A 17,799-nucleotide genomic window follows, 5' to 3' on the forward strand; every position below is an offset into this window, starting at 1 on the left:
GCGCGACCCGGTGAGGGCGCGCTCCGGCAGTTCGCGACGGGAGAGGTGGCGGCCGGTCAGCCGCGGAGCTCGTCCATGTTCTGGTAGCTCAGCTTGGCGAAGGCGAGGGACTGGCCGGGGTTCGCCGCACCACCGGGCGCGGTGTCCTGCTCCCACATCGGGTTGTGGTAGCCCCGTGCCGGCATGTTGCCGAAGAAGGCCTGGTAGTCGATGTCGCCCTCCCCGAACGGCGCCATCACGTAGCCGTTGGCCTGCGTCTCGTCCTTCTTGCCGTCCTTGGCGTGGAAGAGCGGAAAGCGCATCGGTGCGGACCTGACGACCTCGAGCGGGTCGAAGCGGTCCTCGACGAGGCTGCCGTCAGGGGCGGTGTAGGTGTGGTGCTTGTACTGCGCGACGTGCGCCCAGTAGATGTCCATCTCCAGCGACACGTGGTGCGGGTCCGTGTTCGCCAAGAACCACTCCAGCCGGCGCACCCCGGACGACCGCGTCGGGCGGCCCAGCGCGTCGGCCGGTCCGCTGTCGAGGAGGAAGCTGTACGCGACGTCGTGGTTGTGTGTGTAGAGCTTGAGCCCGTGTCCGGCCGCGCGCTCACCGAGGATGTTCCAGCGATCGGCTGCGGCCTGCCAGTCGGCCAGGTAGGCCGACCCGGTGGGATCGCTTCCGGTCCCGATGTGCCTCATCCCCAAGATGTTCGCGACCTCGCACGCCGCGTCGAAGGCGGCCAGGGACGCATCGGTGATCGTGGAGGGGACCGACCCGTGGTTCCCCTCGGCCTCGAGACCGTTGTCATCGAGCCACGTCCGCAGCAGACGTGCCCCCTCGACGTTGTTGACATTGCCGCCGGGCGCATTGGCGCTCTGGTTGAAGCCGGCGAACTCGATCTGCCGATAGCCGATCTTCGACAGCTCCTCGAAGACCGCCCTGAACCCCGAGGCGTACGGGCTGGTGGCCGGGTCGCGACTGATCGCGTCGCGCACCGTGTAGAGGATGATCCCGCGCCGCGGCCGCGGGATCAGCAGCGCGTTGCCGGCGGCGGCCGGCCCGGCGAGAGGCACGCCGCCGAGGGCGATTCCCGCCGCGGCCATGCCTGTGGTGGCCGCCAGCAGCTGGCGACGGTTGAGCCCGAGCTTGCGTGCGATAGCCGGAACCTCGTGGTTCGCGGCAGGGGTGGGACGGTTGCGCATCAGTGCTCCTTCGGGAGGGTGAAGCCAAGTGAGCCGCAACTGTGACCTGCGTCACGTTGTGCGATCGTCAACTTACGGTTTCAGTCAAGCGCCCGTCAATAGTTCTAATTCATCATGCGAAAGTTTGAAACTATCTTTCGAAAGTCCGTGGAGTAGCTGCGCGGCGTACGAGGCGCGGAGTGAGGCATCGAACAGACCTGGCCCGCGCGGCGCCGAGCCAGAGGCCAGCGCCGTAGGCGAGGTCGTCGAGGCGGCGGCCGAGGAGGGTGGCGGGCCGGATGTCGCTCTCACGGGCCGCGACGGCGGTGTCGACGACGAGCGCGGCAAGCACCATGCGGCGCACGGTGCGGCTGAACAGGCAGGCGACCAGCGTGAGCGGCCACCAGTGGCGCAGCAGGAGGGCTGACTCCTGGCGCAGCGACCAGCCGAGGCCTCTCCCGGCGAGACGGGAGGCGAGGCCACGGCGGCCGGGGATGTCGGGGAGAGCCTCCGAGACGACGCGGCTGCCCCAGACCAGCGAGGCCAGCAACGCGGGAGCCGACCACCAGCGGCAGGCGAGGATCGCGGCTCCGGCGGCGGCCATCGCCGGGGAGAGCACGGCCGGGGCGATCGCGTCCCCGTGGCGGCGGCCGAGCTCCGCGCCGCCGGAACCGTAGACGAGCTTGCGGCCGAGCCAGCCGCGGATCGTGCCGCGGACCTCGTGCAGCGCTTCGAGATCCGGCTGGTAGCGGACGACGTGGCCGGCCTCGACCAGTCGCCAGACCAGGTCGACGTCCTCGCCGACGCGGAGGTCGGCGGCGAAGCCACCGACCTCCCTCATCGTCGTCGTGCGGGCGACCAGGCAGGCCGACGGCAGCCACCCGACGGCCGCCCCCGGGCGGACCGAGCAGGCCCTCGCGCCGAGGGAGAGAGATGAGGCGGCGACGTCGTGCCGTTCGAACCACGAGGGCCGCACCTTGTCGGTGTGTCCGCGCACCAGCGGCCCCGCCAGCGCGACCCGAGGGTCCGCGAGCTGGCCGGCCAGCTGCGCGAGCATCGCCGGGTCGGCGCTCACGTCGGAGTCGACGAAGGCGACGTAGGCCGTGGTGACCCTGGCGAGGCCGGCGTTGCGGGCGCCGGCAGGTCCGCGGTTGTCGGCCAGCGTGAGGAGGGTGGCGGCGTGGCGGCGTACGACCTCCGCGACGGCGGCCGGGTCACGGGAGGCGTCGTCGACGACGATCACGCCGATCCCGTCCCCAGCAGCCAGGGCGGCCAGGCAGCGGTCGAGGTGCTCGGGGCGGTCGTGGGCCGGGACGACGACGGTGAGCTCGGCCGGGTCGACCGGCGTCAGGTCGTCGGGGTCGGCGAGGTTGCCGTCGAGCAGGCGTCGGGCGACGAGGTCGGTGGCGGCGTCGCGGACCTGCACCCGCCTCTCGACCACCCGGCCGGCCGCGGCAGGCGCCAGGCGCATGGATCGCAACGGGGATCCGCCGACCAGCGACAATCCACCCTCGGGCGTCCGGAGGAGTCGTACGTCATCGCGGACCCGCACCGTGAAACCGTCCGGCAGCAGCGTCATCCGCCGAAGCCTCCGTCGGCCGCGACGTCCGATCCGTTGAGCGCGGCACCCGCACGGGAGCAGGCGTGGACGACGGTGGCGGCGACCTCGTCCGGGGTGAGCGGGCGGCGCAGGAGCTGGTGTCCGGCGAGGTCGTCCGGACCGACCGCGTAGAGGCCCGCGGTCGCGGCCAGCATCGCGGTGTCGGTCGATCCGGGTGAGACGGCGCAGGCGGTGACCCCGGTCCCGGCGAGGTCGGCGGCCAGGCCCTTCACCAGGCCGACCACGGCGTGCTTGGCGGCGTTGTAGGCGGCAAGATGGAACAGCCCGTGCGAGCCCGCGGCGGAGGCGATCGCGACGAACCGGCAGCCGCTCGGGTCCGGGCCGGCGAGCATCGCCGGGACGACCGCGCCCGCCGTGTTCCAGACCCCGACGACGTCGATCTGCCACTGTAGGTCGAGCGAGGTGTCCTCCCACAGCGGGCGTCCGCCGGCGATCACCGCGGCGGCCGCCACCGCGATGTCGAGCCGTCCCCACCGCTGAGTCGCGGCGTCGACCGCGGCGGTCAGCGCCTCCGGGTCGCGTACGTCCCCGACGACCGGTTCGACCCAGCCGGCCGGGAGCGAGGCGACGAGGGTGTCGAGGTCGGTCTTCGTGGCCTGCGGGTAGCCGGCCGGGGAGTCCTCACCGGCGCACCAGTCGAGCGCGACGACGCGTACGCCCTCGGCCACCAGGCCTCGGACGGTGGCGGCGCCGATCCCGCGGGCCGCGCCGGTCACCAGCGCCACCCGGGTCGTCGCCTCGGCTGCGGTCGCGCCGGGTCTCATCGGGTGACCGCGCCGATCTGAAGACGGTCGTAGGCGGCGAAGACCATCTCGGCGAGGATCCGCTTCCCGACCTCCGCGCTCGCACCTGTCGGGTCGCCGAGGACTCCGTTGGCCGAGACCGCCTCCACTCCCCCGGCCCGCATCCGCGGGAGCAGCTCGCGCAGCGGACGGGTGTTGCCGGGGGCGGCGTTCCGCAGCCGAACCCGCTCGGGAGCCAGGTGCAGCATCAGCGAGGTCTCGGTGAGCCCGGCGTGCGGGTCGGCGTACGGCACCTGACACGGGACCCAGCTGACGGCGCGGCCTTCGCCGCGAAGGGTCCTGACCCCGGCGTCGAGCCCGTCGAGGTTGCCTCCGTGCGCGTTGACGAAGACCACCCGGGAGGCCCAGGTGGTCAGTGACCGGCCGAGCTCGACGACCAGGGAGGTCAGCGCGTCGGTGCCGATCGAGATGGTGCCGGGGAAGGACTGGTGCTCCCCGCTGGCACCGACCGGCACCGCCGGGGCTACGGAAGCGCCGATGAGCGGGGCGAGCTCGTCGGCCACCGCGGTCGCGATCACCGTGTCGACGTCGAGCGGCAGGTGCGGGCCGTGCTGCTCGGTGGAGCCCAGCGGCACCAGGACGGTGCCGCCGGGCACGATCTCCGGCCACGGGCGGTCGGCGAGGCTCATGGTCAGTCCGCTGCTCGGGGGCCGAGGGCGAGCTCGAAGCCGTCGGGGATCACCAGGTCCTGCGGGGTGAGCTCGTGGATCGAGGCCTTGCCCATGCCCAGGACCGCGGAGTCGAGACCGTTACGGAGAATGTCGAGGACGTTCTCGACGCCCGCCTGGCCGTTGGCGCCCAGACCCCACAGATAGGCACGGCCGATCATCACCGCGCGGGCACCCAGGGCGAGCGCCTTGGCGACGTCGGAGCCACGACGTACGCCACCGTCGAGGAGCACCTCGATCTGGTCGCCGACCGCGGTGGCGATCGGGGGCAGCACCCGGATGGTGGCCGGGGTGCCGTCGAGGTTGTTGCCGCCGTGGTTGGAGACCGAGATCGCGTCCACGCCGGCGTCGACGGCCCGGAGCGCGTCGTCGACCCGGCAGACGCCCTTGAGCATGAACGGCTTGCCCTCGCTCAGCTCCTTCCAGGTGGTCACCATCCAGGCGACGTCGTCCCACGACGGCGGCGGCGTGGTCATCCACTCGTAGTAGGCACCGAAGAAGGTGGGCGGCTCCCCCAGGCTGCCGTCGTCGGCGATCGGCGCCAGGTTGGGGGCGGTCAGGTCGGGGATGCCGCCGCTGCGGGCGTACGCCGCCATCCACCTGCCCCGGCTCATCACCTGCGGCGCGAACCTGAGCATCGCAGAGAGGTCGACCTTCTCCGGGATCTCCGGGCTGCCCCAGTCGCGGCCCATGGAGAAGGACCAGTCGAGGGTTGCGATCAGCGCCTTCGCCCCGGCCGCGTGGGCGCGGCGCATCCGGCGGACCATCACGTCGCGGTCACCGGTCCAGTACATCTGGAAGAACGTCGCCGCGTTGGCCTCGACGACCTCCTCGACCGACTTCGAGGCGAAGTTGGACAGCCCCATCACCGTGCCCCGGGCCGCCGCCGCCCGCGCGACCGCGACCTCACCGTCGGGATGCACGGCCTGTACGCCGGTGGGCGAGATGATCACCGGGAACCCGATCTCCTGACCCAGCACGGTGGTCGACAGCTCGCGCTTGTCGTGATGGCCGGCCACGTGCGGCGCGAGCCCGAGATCGGCGAACGCCTGCTGGTTGTCCGCGATCGTCTGGCCGCGCTCGGAGCCGGCCAGCAGCGCGGCGTAGACCGGCTTCGGCAGCCGCTTGCGGGCGCGCTCCTGCGCCACCGCGACGGACTCGAACCACGGATTCTGCTTCCAGGGGTTCTTCCAGGGCATCTTCGTTCTCGCTTCTGTCTTGAGAGGTTCAGTTCGGGGCGAAACCGGCCAGCGGTGACTCCGCGCACGCACTCACCGGCGGGGCAAGCTCGGAGTCCGGACGCCGCCGGGAGAGCGTCAGCAGCACCGGTGCGTTGCGGCTGGGGGCGCTGCGGGAGTGGTCCTGGCCGACCGCGGGAATGGTCCGCTCGCCGGCGAGCGCAGACTCGCCGTAGCCCTGGACGCACTCCGGGTCCGGCCCGTCCAGCGGCAGGCCGGTGAAGAACTTCGCGGCCATGCAGCCACCGCGGCAGGAGTCGTAGTGGGCACAGCCGGAGCAGGCACCGCCGGTCTGCGGCTCGCGCAGCTCCTGGAAGAGCGCCGAGGTCTTCCACACCGAGTCGAACCCGCCGTCGGTGAGCAGGTTGCCGGCCAGGAACTGGTCGTGGATGGCGAACGGGCAGGCGTAGACGTCGCCGACCGGGTCGATCAGGCAGACCACCCGGCCCGCGCCGCACAGGTTGAGTCCCGGCAGGGCCCCGCTACCGTCGGCCGGGCCGAAGGCGGCCAGGTGGAAGAAGGAGTCGCCGGTGAGCACCTTGTCGCCGTTGGCGACGAGCCACTCGTAGAGCTCGCGCTGCTGCTCGGGAAGCGGGTGCAGCTCGTCCCACACGTCCGCGCCGCGACCGGAGGGACGCAGCCGGGTCAGCCGCAGCGTCGCCCCGAAGCGGTCGGCGATCGCCTTGAAGTCGTCGAGCTGTCCGATGTTCTCCCGGGTGCAGACCACGCTGAGCTTGGCGTCGCGGAAACCCGCCTCGTGCAGGTTGCGCAGCGCAGTGATCGCGGTGTCGTAGGACCCGGTCCCACGCACCCGGTCGTTGACCTCGGCGGTGGCGCCATCGAGCGAGATCTGGACGTCCACGTAGTCGCTGCCCGCCAGCCACCGCGCCCGCTCCGGGGTGAGCCGGACGCCGTTGGTCGAGAACTTCACCCCGACGTCGTGGGCGACGGCATATTCGACCAGGTGCCAGAAGTCGGGACGTACGGTCGGCTCGCCGCCACCGATGTTCACGTAGAAGACCTGCATCCGCTGCAGCTCGTCGATCACCGCCTCGCACTGCTCGGTGCTCAGCTCGCGCGGGTCGCGCCGGCCGCTGCTCGAGAGGCAGTGCGCGCACTCCAGGTTGCACGCGTAGGTCAGCTCCCAGGTCAGGCAGATCGGCGCATCCAGGCCGAGCTCGAAGTTCTCCACCAGCTTCATCGTCTCGCTCCTCTACTCAGCAGGTCGGATCATGTCGGTCCGGGCGAGGCCGGAGAGCGCAGCGACGTACGCAGCGTGCTGGCCCTCCGGCACTCCCGATGCCACGAGCGCACTGCGGACGTCCGGGTGCGACCCGAGGGCGCGCACCACCGCCACCAGCTCGGGACGCTTGAGGAAGGTCAGCTTCCGGTTCCCGAAGTGGTAGGCCAGCGCCCCGAACGGCTCCGGCCGCAGCGCCACCGACGGCGACAGCGTCCACGCGCTGTCCAGGCTCACAGCGGCCATGATCAGTAGACGCCGCACATGCCGTCGATCGAGACCTCCTCGATCAACGACTCCTCGGTCAGGGCCTCGTCCACGACCTGGTTGGTCTCCTCAGGGTTCATGACAGCTCTCCTTCATCTCGGTTGAACGTGACTCACAACACATTAATGACACTCAAGGTCAAAAAGATAGGGGTGCGCAGGAACAAGCGATTCTTTTGCCCGGACCGCTGCGGTAGATTGCGGCAGGTGCCCACCAGCCCCGCCCCCACGACGCGGCGCTCGCTGCGCGGACGACCGGCCGCGACCTCGCACGCGGAGATCGAGCAGGCCGCCTTCCAGCTCTTCGTGACCCGGGGCTTCGAGGCCACCACCCTCGACGACATCGGCGAGGCGATCGGGGTCGGCAGGCGCACCATCACCCGCTACTACCCCTCGAAGAACGACATCCCCTGGGGACAGTTCGACCGCACCCTCGACGGCTTCCGCGAGATCCTGCGCGCCATGCCCACCGACCTCCCGCTGCCGGAGGCGGTCCACCGGGGCGTACTCGCCTTCAACGACTTCCCCACCGATGCCAGCCCCAGCCACCGCGACCGGATGCGGCTGATCCTGACCACCCCGGCGCTGCAGGCCCACTCGGTGCTCCGCTACGCGAGTTGGCGCGAGGTCATCGCCGAGTACGTCGCCGACCGCACCGGCACCCGGCCCGACGACCTGCTCCCTCAGACCGTCGGCCAGGTCTCGCTGGCGCTCGCGCTGACCGCCTACCAGGCGTGGCTCGCCGACGAGAGCTCCTCGCTCCCCCGGCTGCTCGACACCACGATGGCTCATCTGCGCTCCTACCTCGCGACCTGAGGCCGGCTACAACGCCGCCGCGACGGAGGTGCCCTGGGCGATCGCGCGCTTCGCGTCCAGCTCGGCGGCCAGCTCCGCGCCACCGATCAGGTGCGGCGTACGCCCGGCGGCCACCAGCGCGTCGTAGAGGTCGCGCACCGACTCCTGGCCGGCGCAGACCACGACGGTGTCGGCCTCGATGGTGTGGGACACCCCGTCGACGACGACATGGAGGCCGTGGTCGTCGATGCGCTCGTAGGACGCGCCCGGGACCAACCTGACGCCCGCCTGGCCGAGCACCGCACGGTGGGCCCAGCCCGAGGTCTTCCCCAGGTCCTTGCCGATCGCGGTCGCCTTGCGCTGCAGCAGGGTGACCTTGCGCGAGGGGTCGCGCGGCTGTGGCTCGGTCAGCCCGCCGGGCCGGGTCAGGGTGGGGTCCACACCCCAGCGCGCCAGCCACCCGTCGAGATCCTCCTTCGGGTCATGGGTGAGCCAGTGGGACACGTCGACGCCGATGCCACCGGCACCCACCACGGCCACCCGCTCGCCCGGGCTCACCCGTCCGGCGAGCACGTCGGCATAGCTGGCGACCTTGGTGTGGTCGATCCCGGGGATCTGCGGGAGCCGCGGCCTGACCCCGGTGGCGACGACGATCTCGTCGAAGCCCTCGAGATCCGCCGGCAAGGCGGCCGCCCCGAGGCGTACGTCGACGTCGAGCACCTCCAGACGACGGCGGAAGTAGCGCAACGTGTCGGCGAAGTCCTCCTTGCCGGGCACCTCCATCGCCAGCCGGAACTGTCCGCCGACCTCCTGCTCTCGCTCGAAGAGGGTGACCGCGAGCCCGCGCTCGGCCGCGGTCACCGCGGCGGCGAGGCCGGCCGGACCGGCGCCGACCACCGCGACGCTACGACGCCGGGGCGCGGGCCGGATGGTCCACACCGTCTCTCGGCAGGCACGCGGGTTCACCAGGCACGACGTCTCCAGGCCGGAGAAGCCGTGGTCGAGGCAGGCCTGGTTGCACGCGATGCAGGTGTTGATCTCGTCGGCCCGCCCGGAGGCGGCCTTGGCGACGAAGGCGGGGTCGGCCAGCAGCGGCCGGGCCATCGCGACCAGGTCCGCGTCGCCGTCCGCGACGGCGTCGTCGGCGAGCTGCGGGGTGTTGATCCGGTTGGAGGCGCACACCGGTACGTCCACCGCCGCCTTCAGCAGCCGGGTGTAGCGCAGCCACGCACCCCGTGGCACCTGGGTGATGATCGTCGGGATCCGGGCCTCGTGCCAGCCGATGCCGGTGTTGAAGGCGGTCACACCCTCGGCCTGGAGGGCCTGGGCTAGCTCGACGGTCTCCTGCCAGGTCTGGCCGCCGTCGACGAGGTCGAGCAGCGAGATCCGGTAGAGGACCGGGAAGTCGGGCCCGAGCGCGGCCCGGATGCGGCGCACGATCTCGACCGGCAGCCGCATCCTTGCGAACGCGGAGCCGCCCCATTCGTCGGTGCGGTCGTTGGTGCGCGGCGCCAGGAACTGGTTGATCAGGTAGCCCTCGGAAGCCATGATCTCGACCGCGTCGTAGCCGGCGGCGCGAGCCCGCACCGCGGCCGCGGCGAAGTCGTCCACGACCTGCCAGACCTGCTCGGTGGTCAGCGCGCGCGGTTGGAACGGGTTGATCGGGCTCTTGATCGACGAGGCGCCGACGCTGGCGGCATGGCGGCCGTATCGGCCGGCGTGGATGAGCTGCAGCGCGATCCGGCCGCCCTCGGCGTGCACCGCGTCGGTGATGGGGCGGTGGGCGTCGATCCGGTCGTCGGTGGCGATGTCGCCGGCCCCCTCCTCGAGACGGCCCTCGGCGTTGACGGCGTAGGCGCCGGTGATGATCAGCCCGGCCCCGCCACGGGCACGCTCGGCGAAGTAGCCGGCCAGGCGCGGGACGTCGTCGTCGGCATCCTCGAGCCCGGTGTGCATCGAGCCCATCACGACGCGGTTGGGCAGGTCCAGGGTGCCGAGACGCAGGGGACTCAGCAGGTGGTCGAAGGACATCGTGCTCCTCGGGTAGGCCGGTCGGCGTTCAGGGTGGTCAGCGCCGCCTCCAGGAAGGGGCCGACCGCGGATCCGGCGGTGTCGTTGCCGTCCTCCGGCGCGCCCTCGGCCAGCCAGCGGTAGTCGATGCCCGCGGCGATGACGGCGATCTTGTAGTAGGCCAGCCCGAGATGGAGCGGCCAGTGGTCGAGCTCGAACCCGCCGGCACGCTCGTAGCGGCGCGCGAGGGCGTCGGCGCCGGCGAGGCGCGGGCTGGTCCACGCCGTCGGGAAGCCGAGGACGTGGTCGAAGGCGGGGTGCCGGTAGGCGCACATGGTGGCGACGTCGGCGACCGGGTCCCCGATCGTGGAGAGCTCCCAGTCGACGACGGCCGCGACCCTCGGCGTGGCTCCGGTCAGGTCCAACAGCGCGTTGTCGATGCGGTAGTCGCCATGGACGATCGAGGTGTGCCGCTGCTCGGGAACCCGCTCGACGAGCAGTGCGCGCACCTCGTCCGCGGCGTCGCGCACCTCGGCGCCGGGCGCGGCGACCAGCTCCCACTGGCCCGACCAGCGGGCGATCTGCCGGCTGACGTACGCGTCGGGGCGGCCCAGACGCTCCAGCCCGACGGCGACATGGTCCACCCGGTGCAGGGCGGCCAGGGTCTCGACCAGGGCGTCGGTGATCCCGTCGACGACCTGCTGGTCCAGCGCCTCGAGCTGGTCGCGGGACTGGACGGTCACCCCGTCGACGAACTCCCACACCGAGAACGGGCCACCCAGGAGCGCCTCGTCATCGCAGAAGACCACCGGGGCCGCGACCGGCACATCGGTGCCGGCAAGGCCCCTGGTGACCCGGAACTCGCGGCCGACGTCGTGCGCCGACGGCGTGCGGCCGTGCCGCGGCGGCGTGCGCAGCACCCAGCGGCGTACGCCGTCGTGGAGGAGGACGGTCAGGTTGGAGCGGCCGCCGGAGATGAGGCTGCCCTCCAGCCGGGGGCCGACCTCGGCGCCGGCGGCCAGCATCCGCGTACGCACCGCAGCCAGCTCGAAGTCGGTGAGCACCGACGTCATGATCCGGCTCCCGCGATCCGGCGCACCGCGCGGCGGGCGATCGACCAGCGGTGCACCTCGGAGGGTCCGTCGTAGATCCGGAACGGCCGGAGCTCGCGGGCGATCCGGGCGACCGGCAGGTCGCGGGAGACACCCAGGCCGCCGCACATCTGCACCGCCCGGTCGGCGACCCGGCACAGTGCCTCGGCGGCGAAGGTCTTGGCGATCGAGGTCGACTCCGACGCCCGACCACCGTCGTCGAGCTCACGGCACGCGGCCAGGAGCAGCGCCCTGGTGGCGGCCAGGTCGATCTCGTTGTCGGCGATCATCTGCTGCACCATCCCCTGCTCGGCGAGCCGGGACCCGAACGCACGGCGGCCGGCGACGTGGCGTACCGCCGTCTCGTGGGCGCGGGTCGCGGCGCCGGTCCAGCGCATCACGTGGGTCATCCGGGCCGGGCCGAGGCGCACCTGGGCGTAGCGGAAGCCCTCGTCGACCTCGCCCAGCACCGCGTCCTCGCCCACCTCGACGTCGGTGTAGGTGATCTCGCAGTGCCCGCCCAGCATGGAGATGTCCTGGGTGCCGACGTGGCGCACCAGGTCGACGCCGGGGGCGTCCGCGGGCACCAGGAACATGGTCGCCCCGCCCGCGTCGCCGGGCTCTCCGGACGTACGCGCCATCACGATGTGGAAGGCGGCCCCGTCGGCTCCGGTGATGAACCACTTGTGCCCATTGAGGCGCCATCCCGCCGAGATCCGCTCGGCCCGGGTGGTCAGCGCTGAGGGGTCGGCACCGGCGCCCGGGGAGGGCTCGGTCATCGCGAAGGCGGAACGCACCTCGCCCCGGGCCAACGGGGCCAGGAACCGCTCCCGCTGCCTCTCGTCGGCGACGTGGGCCAGCAGGTGGATGTTGCCCTCGTCGGGCGCGTTGATGTTGAGCGCCATCGGGCCGAACAGCCCGCGCCCGGCGGCCTCGAAGACCGGGGCACGCTCGACCATGCCGAGCCCCAGCCCGTCGTACGCCACCGGAGCATGCGGCGCGAAGACCCCCGCGGCGCGGGCCTCGGCCTGCAGCCGGGCACGCAGGCTCTCGCCGCCCGCGGCCTCGACGTCGCCGTCGTGCTCGTCCTCCACCGGAAGGACGTGGGTCTCGATCAGCTTCCGGGTGGTCTCCGCGATCGCGGCCACATCGGTCATCGCATGCTCCTTGTTGAGTCCGAGCTGTCTGAATTCATGGCGTCTCAGTCCTGGCCGGCCCGGAGGCCGAGGAAGAGCGCGCGGGCGTCGGCGCAGAGGACGTCGCCGTCCCAGATCTCGCCCACCAGGTAGCGCTTGCGACCGGACTCCTCCTCGAACCGGGCCCGGACGGTGAGCGGCTTGGCGACCTGGGTCACCGCCCGGAAGTTCACCGTCAGGCCGGCGGTGCGCCCCGGCGGTCGCGAGCAGGTGTCGGAGAGACGTCCGAGCACCTCGTCGAAGAGGAGCGCGACCGCTCCCCCGTGGACGGCGCCGTGACCGCCGAGGAAGTAGCGTCCGAAGGTCACGGTTCCCTCGACGCTGTCCTGGCCGCGGTCGGTGAGCACGAACGCGGGGGCCATCACCTGACCACGACCGTGCAGGTCGACCCGATGACCGAACGCCTGCCGCATCTCGGGCACCTGGTCCTGCCGCAGGTCCGCCGACCACTCCTCGATCTGGCGGGTGAGCGCAAGGACGCGCTCCTGATCGGGCAGCGAGCCCGCGAGGTCGTCGAGGAACCCGCGCAGCGCCTCGACCAGCGGCCCCCACGCCTCGCCGCCCGGGAGCTCGGACTCCGTCCCGGGCGTGGACGCGGTGAACGACTCGGGTACGCCGATGCGGGTCTCCCAGGGTTCGGCGTGGCCGGTCACGGTGGCGTCAGCTTCGCCGCCCACCTCAGCGCGGCGCCATCCGGATCGCGCCGTCGAGCCGGATCACCTCGCCGTTGAGCATCGGGTTCTCGACGATGTGGCCGACCAGGGCGGCGTACTCCTCCGGCTTGCCGAGCCTGCTGGGGTGCGGCACCTGGGCACCGAGGGAGTCGATGGCCTCCTCCGGCAGCGCGTTGAACAGCGGCGTGTGGAACAGGCCGGGCGCGATGGTGTTGACCCGGATCCGGTGGTTGGCCAGGTCGCGGGCGATCGGCAGGGTCATCCCGACGATGCCGCCCTTGGAGGCCGAGTAGGCCGTCTGGCCGATCTGGCCGTCGAAGGCGGCGACCGAGGCGGTGTTGACGACCACGCCGCGCTCCTCGCCGTCGATCTCCGTGCCGGCCACCATCGCGGCGGCGGCGAGCCGGAGGACGTTGAAGGTGCCGACCAGGTTGACGTTGACGACCTTGGTGAAGTCGGACAGCGGGAACGGCGAGCCGTCCTTCCCGACGACCCGGATCGCGTTGCCGATGCCCGCGCAGTTCACGGTCACGGCCAGCGGCGCCTCCGCGACGGCGGCGTCGACGGCGGCCTGCACCTGCTCCTCGTCGGTGACGTCGGCCGGCACGAAGACGGCGCGCTCACCGAGGTCGGCGGCGACCTGCTTGCCGTCGCTGCCGGGCAGATCGAGGATCACGACGTGCGCCCCTGCCGAGTGGAGCCTGCGTACGGTGGCGAGGCCGAGGCCGGAGGCCCCACCCGTGACGAGGGCGGACTTGCCGGTGATGTTCATGCTTGTTCCTTCCAGTGGTTCGGGCCTGTGGGGCGGGGTCAGAGACGCTCGATGATGGTCGCGTTGGCCATCCCGCCGCCCTCGCACATCGTCTGCAGTCCGTAGCGCCCGCCGGTCTCCTCGAGGTGGTTGAGGAGGGTGGTCATCAGGCGCGTGCCGGAGCCGCCCAGCGGGTGGCCGAGGGCGATGGCGCCGCCGCGCGGGTTGAGTCGCACCGGGTCCGCGCCGAACTCCTGCGCCCACGCCAGCGGGACGGGCGCGAAGGCCTCGTTGACCTCGTACGCGTCGATGTCCTCGATGCTCAGGCCGGACTTCTTCAGCGCCTTGTGGGTGGCCGGGATCGGGCCGGTGAGCATGATCTCGGGGTCGGAGCCGGCGACCGCGAAGGTGTGGAAACGCGCTCGCGGGGTGAGACCGAGCTCCGCGGCCCGCTCCTCGCTCATGATGAGCGCGGCCGAGGCCCCGTCGGTCAGCGGCGAGGAGTTGCCCGGCGTGATGTGCCAGCCGATCTCGGGATAGCGGGCAGCCATCTCCTCGCTGTAGAACGACGGCTTGAGCCCGCCGAGCCCGTCGGCGGTCGTCGCGGGTCGGACGGTCTCGTCGACGACGTGGCTGCTGCCGTCGGGCAGCGTCACCGGGACGACCTCGGGACCGAAGCTGCCGGAGAGCGCGGTCGCCGCGGCACGGCGGTGCGACTCCGCGGAGTAGGCGTCGATCTGGTCGCGGTCGATCTTCCAGCGCGCGGCGATGAGCTCGGCGCCGATGCCCTGGTTGGGCAGGCTCGGGAAGCGCGCGGCGAGCGGACCGAAGGGGTCGCCGGCGCCGACCGAGGTGCCCATCGGCGCCCGGCTCATCGACTCCACGCCGCCCGCGATGACGATGTCGTACGCCCCGGCGATCACGCCCTGGGCGGCGAAGTGCGCGGCCTGCTGGGAGGAGCCGCACTGCCTGTCGATGGTGGTGCCGGGGACCTCGACCGGGAGACCCGCGGCGAGCAGGGCGGTGCGGGTGATGTTGAGCGACTGGTCGCCGTACTGGATCACACAGCCGCCGATGACGTCCTCGACCAGGGCCGGGTCGAGGTCGTTCCGCTCGACCAGTGCCCGGATGACGGTCGCAAAGAGGTCGGCCGGGTGGACACCGGAGAGCGCACCCCCCGGCTTCCCCTTGCCGGAGGCTGTCCTGGCGATGTCGACGATCACGGCGTTGGTCATAGGGGCTCTCCTGATGTTCACAGCTATGGGATCGCGATCACACTAAACCTTCTGTCATTAGGTTTACAAGAGCGTAACCAGCAAATCACGCCCTAGCCGTCGGTGATTCGGTAAAGACATGCAAGAATCTAAAGTGATGCGGTTATCGAAGGACCGCAGGACCAAGGAGGGCCCCATGGCACGACCGAGCACACCGCTGATCAGTCGAGAGGCGACCATCAAGGCCGCCCTGGAGATCATCGACGGAGACGGCATCGATGCCCTGAGCCTGCCGCGGCTGGCCCGCGAGCTCAACGTCAAGGCACCCTCGCTCTACCACCACTTCAGCGACAAGGACGAGATCCTCGCCGCAGTGGCCCATGCGATCGTCGCCAAGACCCCGCTGCCCCGCAAGCCCGGCCAGAACGACTGGGCGGAGTGGTTCACCCAGCTCGCCCTGAACTTCCGCGCCTCGGTGCTGCGACACCGCAACGCCGCCCCGATCCTGCTCCGGTTCATGCCGCGCGACCTGCTCACCGAGATGTACGAGCAGGCCGCCACCTACCTGAGCGAGTGCGGGGTGCCGGTCGAGCTCCACGTGCAGATCCTCGACGGCCTGGAGAAGGTCTCGCTCGGTGCCGCGATCGCCGAGGCGATGCGGCCGCCCTCGCGCGCCCGGGTCCGCTTCGAGCACGCCGACCCCGAGCGGTTCCCGGCCCTCACCGCCGCCGGCGCCGCGAACCAGCTCAACACCAAGCAGATCTTCGAGCACACCGTACGCAGCTACCTCCTCGGCATCGCTCACTTCGGAAGCATCGACTCCGCCGCCGGCACCGACACATCCGCCTCGAACGCCGGCTTCGCCCAGACCGCCTGACCCTCGGAGGACGGCGACGGCTTCGCCGGGCGCCAACAGCCCATCCCACCACGGCCGACCCGAACCGCAGGCGGGGACCGCGCCCTCGATGGTGCGCACAGCCCCGGACCCCGCACCTGATCCCCTGGATCCGGGACATGACCAGCAGAGTCGGCGCCCTCGCGAGATGCCCCGACGACACTGCGACCATGAAGACGCTCATCAAAGTGGTCGCATGGGTGGTGGGCCTTTCCGTAGGCCTCGCCTTCCTCACCGCATCCCTCGCCCTCCTCGAAGCAACCGGCGGCCACGACGGGTGGCTCTGCGAGTGGGGCATAGACATCGACGGCGCCGGCACGATGACCTCCGGCTGCGGCTGAACCCCGCAAGGCGATCATGGCCGCTCCGATCAGCCGCAGCGCCCCTCGACCCGTCGACCACCCCAGACAGCTAGCGACCTGCGCTATCGACTTCCGGACACCTCCACGATCCGGCCCGTTTCCCTCACCGAACTCCCGGTCGTACTTCTTGCGCTTCCCAGGCATCTCGATCTTCTTCGTCGATGCCTCAACACCGGGCGCCCCCGCCGCCGTTGCTCCAACTCGACCGCGCGTGTCGACGGCGTTGGACGGCAGTCGGCCAACTCGCGGACGCGGTGCACGCCGGCTCGAGTTGGCCCGTCACCAGCGCGGCACTGTGTGTGGTCGGCATGACCCGCCCGTCCGTCAAACATCTACCGTCGGCGGGTGAACCGGATGGTGCCATCCGGTAGTCGCTCATGGACGTACGCCGGGGCGTGCGCCAGACGATGGTGATGGGGACACAACAGGGCCCCATCCTTCAGGTCGGTCTTCCCTCCCGCAGCCCACGGATCGAGATGGTGGGCATCGCACCATTCCGGTGGCATGTCACAGCCCTCGGCTTGGCAGCACTTCTGCTGCAGCCGGAGTGCCTTGCGCTGGATGGGCTGGAAGAACCGGCTGGCCCGGCCGGCGTCGAGGACCTCACCATCACCGCCCAACACCCAGGGGATGATGGTGGCGTTGCACGCCATCCGCCGGGCCTCGGCCGCGGTGATGGTGGTCCCGTTGGTCTCGTCGTAGCCCAGGGTGGCGACCCCGAGGTCCTTGCGGAGCTCGTCGAGCGAGATCACCACGTTCACGGTGGTCGCATCCCCACCATGGCGCGGCAGCGCGGCGGGGTCGAAGGTCTCCAACAGCCGGGTGAAACCTTGGCCCATGAGTCGTTCCCAGGGCGGCAGCGGGCTGCCTTTGGTGGCGAGCTGTTGTTTGCGGGGTTGGGCGTAGGCCTCGACGAGCCGTTTGAACCGCATCCCCATCGAGACCGGCAGCACACCCTCGAACCCGACGGTCCCATCGTGGTTGTCCCAGACCCGCAGCGCGGTCCTCTGCTGGGCACGTTCCTCCTCGGCCAGCAGCGCCTTGGCTTCGGCGTCCTCGAACCGGACCGGGTCGATCTCGACCAGGATCCGTTTGCCGGCGATCCGCAGCTGGTTCGCGGTCAAAGTGCGCGCGTAGTCGACCAGCAGCTGCTCGGCCAGGGCCAGGTCCTCGCCGCTGGTGACCGGGTCCGTCTTGATCTTGTCCAACGCCTGGGTGATCACCCGGGACTTGTCCAAAGACACCACCCCCTCGGCCAGACCGGCTGCCACCAGGTCGTAGTTGGCGACCCTGGTCGCCAGTTTGAGCTGCGAGCGGGCCGGACCCTTGTCGACCAACAACTCTGCCCGCATCCAGGCCGAGGCATCCTTCGCACCGGTCTCCTCCGCGATATCACCCGCAACAGCAAGCACCCGCAGTTTCAGAGCGGCCTGCTGGGCCTGGAGCTTCTCCAACCGTTCCAGCAGGTCCTTCTTCTGGCTCGTGCGCCAGTAGGCAGGATCGGTGGACAGGAGTTCGTGGAGGGCGGTCTCGATGGCCTCGAGGGCGGCGTCGATCGCATCGCCGGGGTTGGTGCCCCAGGGGTCGATGTCGCGCCCGAGACTCATCGCCAGCCCTTCCGTCACGAGGTGTTGTGATGGTCCTGATTCTACGCCTCGAACGGATATCTCACCACCCATAGGTGCAGGTCAAATGATGTTTTCGCGGTGAGCGAACAGGCTCGCTTCTGTGGATGGTAAGTGGCCCGAAGGGCCACCACTGGCACCCCATCGACACCATCTGCCGCAGGAGTCAATGCGCTGCGCCACACCC

The 17,799-nt window shown here is 71.1% G+C and carries 18 protein-coding genes; 3 read left to right on the top strand and 15 right to left on the bottom strand.

Going from position 1 to position 17,799, the window contains the following annotated elements; genetic code table 11:
* Positions 1-56: 56 nt before the first annotated feature.
* The 8 genes from ACFU7D_RS21085 to mftA all read right to left on the bottom strand — a co-directional run bounded on the left by ACFU7D_RS21085 (position 57) and on the right by mftA (position 7,080).
* Positions 57-1,184 carry a sugar phosphate isomerase/epimerase family protein gene (locus tag ACFU7D_RS21085; protein ID WP_378725766.1) on the bottom strand — a complete coding sequence of 376 codons (1,128 nt, stop codon included), beginning with the start codon at positions 1,182-1,184 and terminating at the stop codon, positions 57-59.
* A gap of 130 nt (positions 1,185-1,314) precedes the next feature.
* Complete coding sequence (mftF, locus tag ACFU7D_RS21090; protein WP_378870767.1) at positions 1,315-2,742, bottom strand: mycofactocin biosynthesis glycosyltransferase MftF; 1,428 nt, start codon at positions 2,740-2,742, stop codon at positions 1,315-1,317.
* Positions 2,739-3,548: a mycofactocin-coupled SDR family oxidoreductase gene (locus ACFU7D_RS21095; RefSeq protein ID WP_378870769.1), complete on the bottom strand. Its 810-nt coding sequence runs from the start codon at positions 3,546-3,548 to the stop codon at positions 2,739-2,741. The genes mftF and ACFU7D_RS21095 overlap by 4 nt, the downstream gene beginning before the upstream one ends.
* The gene (gene mftE, locus ACFU7D_RS21100; protein WP_378870772.1) at positions 3,545-4,216 is read right to left on the bottom strand and encodes a mycofactocin biosynthesis peptidyl-dipeptidase MftE; all 672 of its coding nucleotides are present in this window, start codon (positions 4,214-4,216) and stop codon (positions 3,545-3,547) included. The genes ACFU7D_RS21095 and mftE overlap by 4 nt, the downstream gene beginning before the upstream one ends.
* A gap of 2 nt (positions 4,217-4,218) precedes the next feature.
* Complete coding sequence (mftD, locus tag ACFU7D_RS21105; protein WP_378870775.1) at positions 4,219-5,454, bottom strand: pre-mycofactocin synthase MftD; 1,236 nt, start codon at positions 5,452-5,454, stop codon at positions 4,219-4,221.
* Between the two features lie 28 nt (positions 5,455-5,482).
* Positions 5,483-6,694 carry a mycofactocin radical SAM maturase gene (gene mftC / locus ACFU7D_RS21110; protein ID WP_378870777.1) on the bottom strand — a complete coding sequence of 404 codons (1,212 nt, stop codon included), beginning with the start codon at positions 6,692-6,694 and terminating at the stop codon, positions 5,483-5,485.
* Positions 6,695-6,706: 12 nt separating this feature from the next.
* Complete coding sequence (gene mftB / locus ACFU7D_RS21115) at positions 6,707-6,979, bottom strand: mycofactocin biosynthesis chaperone MftB (protein ID WP_378870780.1); 273 nt, start codon at positions 6,977-6,979, stop codon at positions 6,707-6,709.
* Between the two features lie 2 nt (positions 6,980-6,981).
* A complete protein-coding gene (gene mftA, locus ACFU7D_RS21120) occupies positions 6,982-7,080 on the bottom strand; it encodes a mycofactocin precursor MftA (RefSeq protein WP_179656278.1) in 99 nt (32 codons plus the stop codon).
* Positions 7,081-7,206: 126 nt separating this feature from the next.
* Here mftA and mftR point away from each other — a divergent pair, with 126 nt between their 5' ends.
* Positions 7,207-7,815 (top strand): mycofactocin system transcriptional regulator, encoded by a 609-nt coding sequence (gene mftR, locus ACFU7D_RS21125; protein WP_378870783.1) that lies wholly within the window; start codon positions 7,207-7,209, stop codon positions 7,813-7,815.
* Between the two features lie 6 nt (positions 7,816-7,821).
* Here mftR and ACFU7D_RS21130 read toward each other — a convergent pair whose 3' ends face one another.
* From ACFU7D_RS21130 to ACFU7D_RS21155, 6 genes are read right to left on the bottom strand one after another with little or no spacing between them, the layout of a single operon-like run.
* On the bottom strand, positions 7,822-9,825 hold the full coding sequence (locus tag ACFU7D_RS21130; RefSeq protein ID WP_378870786.1) for an FAD-dependent oxidoreductase: 2,004 nt from the start codon (positions 9,823-9,825) through the stop codon (positions 7,822-7,824).
* Positions 9,804-10,877: a phosphotransferase family protein gene (locus tag ACFU7D_RS21135; protein WP_378870789.1), complete on the bottom strand. Its 1,074-nt coding sequence runs from the start codon at positions 10,875-10,877 to the stop codon at positions 9,804-9,806. The genes ACFU7D_RS21130 and ACFU7D_RS21135 overlap by 22 nt, the downstream gene beginning before the upstream one ends.
* Positions 10,874-12,052 carry an acyl-CoA dehydrogenase family protein gene (locus ACFU7D_RS21140; RefSeq protein ID WP_378870791.1) on the bottom strand — a complete coding sequence of 393 codons (1,179 nt, stop codon included), beginning with the start codon at positions 12,050-12,052 and terminating at the stop codon, positions 10,874-10,876. Before ACFU7D_RS21140 ends, ACFU7D_RS21135 begins: the two co-directional genes overlap by 4 nt.
* Before the next feature lie 44 nt (positions 12,053-12,096).
* Positions 12,097-12,768: a hotdog domain-containing protein gene (locus tag ACFU7D_RS21145; RefSeq protein WP_378870793.1), complete on the bottom strand. Its 672-nt coding sequence runs from the start codon at positions 12,766-12,768 to the stop codon at positions 12,097-12,099.
* 1 nt (position 12,769) lies between these two features.
* Entirely contained in the window at positions 12,770-13,537 is a 768-nt protein-coding gene (locus ACFU7D_RS21150) for a 3-hydroxyacyl-CoA dehydrogenase (protein ID WP_091047996.1), read from the bottom strand.
* Positions 13,538-13,575: 38 nt separating this feature from the next.
* Complete coding sequence (locus ACFU7D_RS21155; RefSeq protein WP_378870796.1) at positions 13,576-14,751, bottom strand: thiolase family protein; 1,176 nt, start codon at positions 14,749-14,751, stop codon at positions 13,576-13,578.
* Positions 14,752-14,926: 175 nt separating this feature from the next.
* Here ACFU7D_RS21155 and ACFU7D_RS21160 point away from each other — a divergent pair, with 175 nt between their 5' ends.
* Together ACFU7D_RS21160 and ACFU7D_RS21165 are read left to right on the top strand one after the other, a co-directional pair.
* Entirely contained in the window at positions 14,927-15,607 is a 681-nt protein-coding gene (locus tag ACFU7D_RS21160; protein WP_378870798.1) for a TetR family transcriptional regulator, read from the top strand.
* 188 nt (positions 15,608-15,795) lie between these two features.
* Entirely contained in the window at positions 15,796-15,966 is a 171-nt protein-coding gene (locus tag ACFU7D_RS21165) for a hypothetical protein (RefSeq protein WP_378870800.1), read from the top strand.
* Between the two features lie 353 nt (positions 15,967-16,319).
* Here ACFU7D_RS21165 and ACFU7D_RS21170 read toward each other — a convergent pair whose 3' ends face one another.
* Entirely contained in the window at positions 16,320-17,594 is a 1,275-nt protein-coding gene (locus ACFU7D_RS21170) for a DUF222 domain-containing protein (RefSeq protein ID WP_378870802.1), read from the bottom strand.
* Between the last annotated feature and the right edge of the window lie 205 nt (positions 17,595-17,799).

The sequence above is a fragment of the Nocardioides sp. NPDC057577 genome (assembly GCF_042801335.1).
In the GTDB taxonomy this organism is placed as follows: domain Bacteria; phylum Actinomycetota; class Actinomycetes; order Propionibacteriales; family Nocardioidaceae; genus Nocardioides.